Source organism: Hansschlegelia beijingensis (assembly GCF_045505405.1).
Classification (GTDB): Bacteria; Pseudomonadota; Alphaproteobacteria; order Rhizobiales; family Methylopilaceae; genus Methylopila; species Methylopila beijingensis_A.
The window spans coordinates 1-3,637 of the sequence record NZ_JBJKEX010000314.1 but is presented as its reverse complement, the minus strand read 5'-3'; the positions used below and the strand labels follow the sequence as shown (position 1 = coordinate 3,637).

4 protein-coding genes are annotated in these 3,637 nt (G+C 67.8%); 2 read left to right on the top strand and 2 right to left on the bottom strand.

Translation table 11 applies throughout. The features are described from left to right. A partial coding sequence (locus ACIKT0_RS15025) for an alcohol dehydrogenase catalytic domain-containing protein (RefSeq protein WP_407106121.1) occupies positions 1-521 on the bottom strand: 521 nt, incomplete at its 3' end. A 2-nt stretch (positions 522-523) separates the two neighbouring features. Then, on the bottom strand, positions 524-1,432 hold the full coding sequence (locus tag ACIKT0_RS15020) for a FadR/GntR family transcriptional regulator (protein ID WP_407106122.1): 909 nt from the start codon (positions 1,430-1,432) through the stop codon (positions 524-526). On the opposite strand from ACIKT0_RS15020, the gene ACIKT0_RS15015 reads away from it, so the two are divergent. Together ACIKT0_RS15015 and ACIKT0_RS15010 are read left to right on the top strand one after the other, a co-directional pair. Continuing rightward, entirely contained in the window at positions 1,431-2,642 is a 1,212-nt protein-coding gene (locus ACIKT0_RS15015; protein ID WP_407106120.1) for an ABC transporter substrate-binding protein, read from the top strand. The two genes, ACIKT0_RS15020 and ACIKT0_RS15015, sit on opposite strands and share 2 nt — an antisense overlap. A gap of 40 nt (positions 2,643-2,682) precedes the next feature. Further along, a complete protein-coding gene (locus tag ACIKT0_RS15010; protein ID WP_407106118.1) occupies positions 2,683-3,504 on the top strand; it encodes an enoyl-CoA hydratase/isomerase family protein in 822 nt (273 codons plus the stop codon). Positions 3,505-3,637: the final 133 nt, after the last annotated feature.

Genomic DNA, 3,637 nt, shown 5'->3' with positions numbered 1-3,637 from the left:
GCACGCGCCTGCGCAGCGTGGTGGAGACCAAGCGCGACCTGCTCGATCCGGCGGTCGCGGTGGTGCTCGAACACGGTGGCGTAGTAGCCGCGCAGCGCCGTGACGCAGAGCATGGCCGTAAGGCCGGCGGTGCCGATCGCCATCGCGTGGCGCGAGGTGACGCCATCGGGGAGCTTGACCAGCCACTCGCTCTTCAGCCGGGCGCGCTCGGCGAAGCCGCCGGACCAGGACTCGCCGACGCCCCAGCCGGTCAGCACCACGCGATCGCCCGCGTTGAAGCGCTCCGAAGCGGAGGACCGCACCACGCCCGCGAGATCAATGCCGGGGATGATCGGGTAATTGCGCAGGATCCGGTTCTTGCCGGTCAGAGCGAGCCCGTCCTTGTAGTTGAACGACGAATACTCGACGTCGACCAGGACGTCGGCCTCCGGCAGGTCGGCCTCGGTCAGGCGCTCGACCGCGACGGTCTGCCCGCCATCCGACTGCCTGGCGACCAGCGCCCGAAACTCGCTCTCCGGCAACGTCATTCTCCCTTGGTGGTTGTGATCTTGGAGGCGTATTCGAGACGCCCCTTTTCGGCCGCCGCGTACTGATCGCGGACGTAGCGGACCAGGTCGTTGAGAGCCGCCACCGCCCGATCGGCGTCGCGCGCCTCGATGGCGTCGGCGATCCGGATATGATGATCGACGATCGTCTTCCGGTCGCGGACCCGGAAGATGATCATGTTGCTGACGGGCAGGAGCCCCTCGACGATCGCGTTCATGAGGAAGCGCAGCAGCGGGTTGCCGGCGGCGTCGACGATCAGCCGGTGAAAGCGCACGTCGGACGCGCAGAACTCCTCGTCCAGCAGCGGCTCGCTGAGTTGCAGCGCGATCTCGGCGCGCATGCCCGCGAGGTGCTCGGCGCTGCGCTGCTCGGCCGCGAGGCGGCAGCAGATCGCCTCCATCTCGGCGCGCACGGTAGCCATCTCGTCGAGCGTGATACCGCCGGCCGCCACCATCAGGGTCGCGGCCGTACTGAAGCTCTGCGCCATTTCCTCCGGCGAGGGGCCGTTCACGAAGGTGCCGCCCGCGGGGCCTCGGCGGGAGCGGATAAGGTGGCGGGCGGCCAGCCGCTTCAGCGCCTCGCGCACGGTCGGGCGCGAGACCCGGAACTGCGTGGCGAGCTCCTCCTCGGTCGGCAGCCGGTCGTCGACCTTCAGGCGTCCGCTCGCGATCTCCTGCTGAATGGCTTCGGCGATCTGGTTCGCGGCTGTCGCCGTGACGATTTGGTCGTGCCGAAATACCATTGAGCGCGTTCCATCTGCCGGCGCCGCAGCATCCCGATCAGCCGCCGGAAAGCAATCCCCTTTTTGTTTGACAAATAACGTTAGGGTCCACCATCCTTCTTGTCCGACCGGACGAAGAGCCGGCGAAACAAGGGGGGAAGGCATGCGGAGCACACTCGCGCTCGCCGTGCTGATCGGAGGGGCTTCCGGCGCCCTGGCCGAGGACATGCCGACGTTCCGCGTCGGCGTCCTCAGCGACATGTCCGGACTCTACGCCGACATCAGCGGCCCCGGCTCGGTCACGGCCGCCCGCATGGCGGTCGAGGACTTCAAGCCGGAACAGCATGGCTTCAAGGTCGAGATCGTAACGGCCGACCACCAGAACAAAGCCGACATCGGCTCCGGCATCGTTCGCAAATGGTTCGACGTCGACAAGGTGGACGCCGTCATCGACGTGCCGACCTCTTCGGTCGCGCTCGCTGTCGCCAACATCGCCGCCGAGAAGAACAAGCTGCTGATGGTCTCGAGCGCAGGCTCGTCGGACCTCACCGGCAAGGCCTGCACGCCCAACACCGTGCACTGGACCTATGACACCTGGGCGCTCGGCAACAGCACCGCGAAGGCGGTGATCGCGCAAGGCGGCAAGTCGTGGTACTTCCTGACCGCCGACTACGCTTTCGGACATGCGCTCGAGCGCGACGCCACGCAGGCCGTGAAGGCGAACGGCGGCGAGGTGCTCGGCCACGTGCTGGCGCCGTTCCAGACCAACGACTTCTCCTCCTTCCTGCTCCAGGCGCAGGGCAGCGGCTCGAACGTGGTCGCGGTCGCGAATTCCGGCGGCGACACGATCAACTCCGTCAAGCAGGCGTCCGAATTCGGGCTCAGGGAATCCGGGCAGAAGCTGGTCGCGCTGCTGGCCTTCATCTCGGACGTGCATTCGATCGGTCTCAAGACCGCGCAGGGACTGACCCTCACGGAAGCCTTCTACTGGGACCTGAACGACGGGACGCGCGCCTTCACGAAGCGCTTCCAGACGACCACCAACGGGCGCGTGCCGACCATGAACCAGGCCGGCGCCTACGGAGCGTTGACGCACTGGATGAAGGCGATCGCGGCGATGGACAAGACCGCAGCGCGTGACGGCAAGGCTCTGGTCCAGAAGATGAAGGACATGCCGACCGACGATCCGCTGTTCGGCAAAGGCTCGATCCGTCCCGACGGACGAACCATCCACGACATGTACCTGTTCGAGGTCAAAAGCCCCGAAGAGTCGAAGGGCCCCTACGACTACTACAAGCTTGTGAGCACCATCCCGGGCGACCAGGCGTTCCGGCCGATGGCCGACGGCGGCTGCCCCTTCGTCACCGCCAGGTAGCGGGCCGACCGCCCGCCCTCGCCCCAAGCGGAGCCGCGTCTTGACCTACGCCACGATCCGGGTCGAGCTCATCGACGCCGTCGCCCGCATCACGCTCGACCGGCCCGGCCGGACGAACGCGATCAGCGCCGCGATGCTCGACGAACTCGCCCGGGCCATGGACGAGATCGAGGCCGACGACGCGGTGCGAGCGGTCATCGTGCGCGGGGCCGGGACGGCGTTCTCGTCGGGCTTCGACCTCAAGGACCAGATGGAGTTGCGCCCCACCGGCGTGACCCAGTGGCGGCCAATCCTTCGCAAGGACTTCGACGTGCCGATGCGCTTCTGGCACTGCCGGAAGCCGACGATCGCGGCGGTGCGTGGGCCCTGCCTCGCCGGCGCCTGCGAGCTCGCGCTTGCCTGCGACATCACCATCGCGTCCGAGGACGCGTTCTTCGGCGAGCCGGAGCTGAAGTTCGGCGCGGGCATCGTGGTGATGATCCTGCCTTGGATCGTCGGCCCGAAGGTCGCCAAGGAAATCATCCTGACGGGCGAGGACCGCATCGGCGCGCACCGAGCCTACGAGATCGGCATGGTGAACCGGGTGGTTCCGAACGACGACCTCGACGCGCAGGCGCTGCGAATGGCCCGTCACATCGCGACCATCGACCCGAACCTGGTGAAGGAGACCAAGCGGGCGATCAACCGGGCGATCGAGGCGCGCGGCATGATCGACGCGCTCGAGGCCGCGCTCGAAATCGACCTGCAGATCGAAGGCGCCGGCTCGCCGGACAAGAAGCAGTTCATGGACATCGCGCGGGCGGAGGGGCTGAAGGCGGCCCTTGCCTGGCGCGACGCGCGTTTCGCCGGAGCAGGCTCATGAGCGGCAAGCTGGCCGGCCTGCTGCACGGCTGGCTCCTGGCCTCGCCGAACCCCATCGCGGAAGCGACGAGCGGCGCGTCCTTCGCCGGCTCCGAGATCGCCGCTCTGGCGGAGCGCGCCGCGGCAGCGCTGCG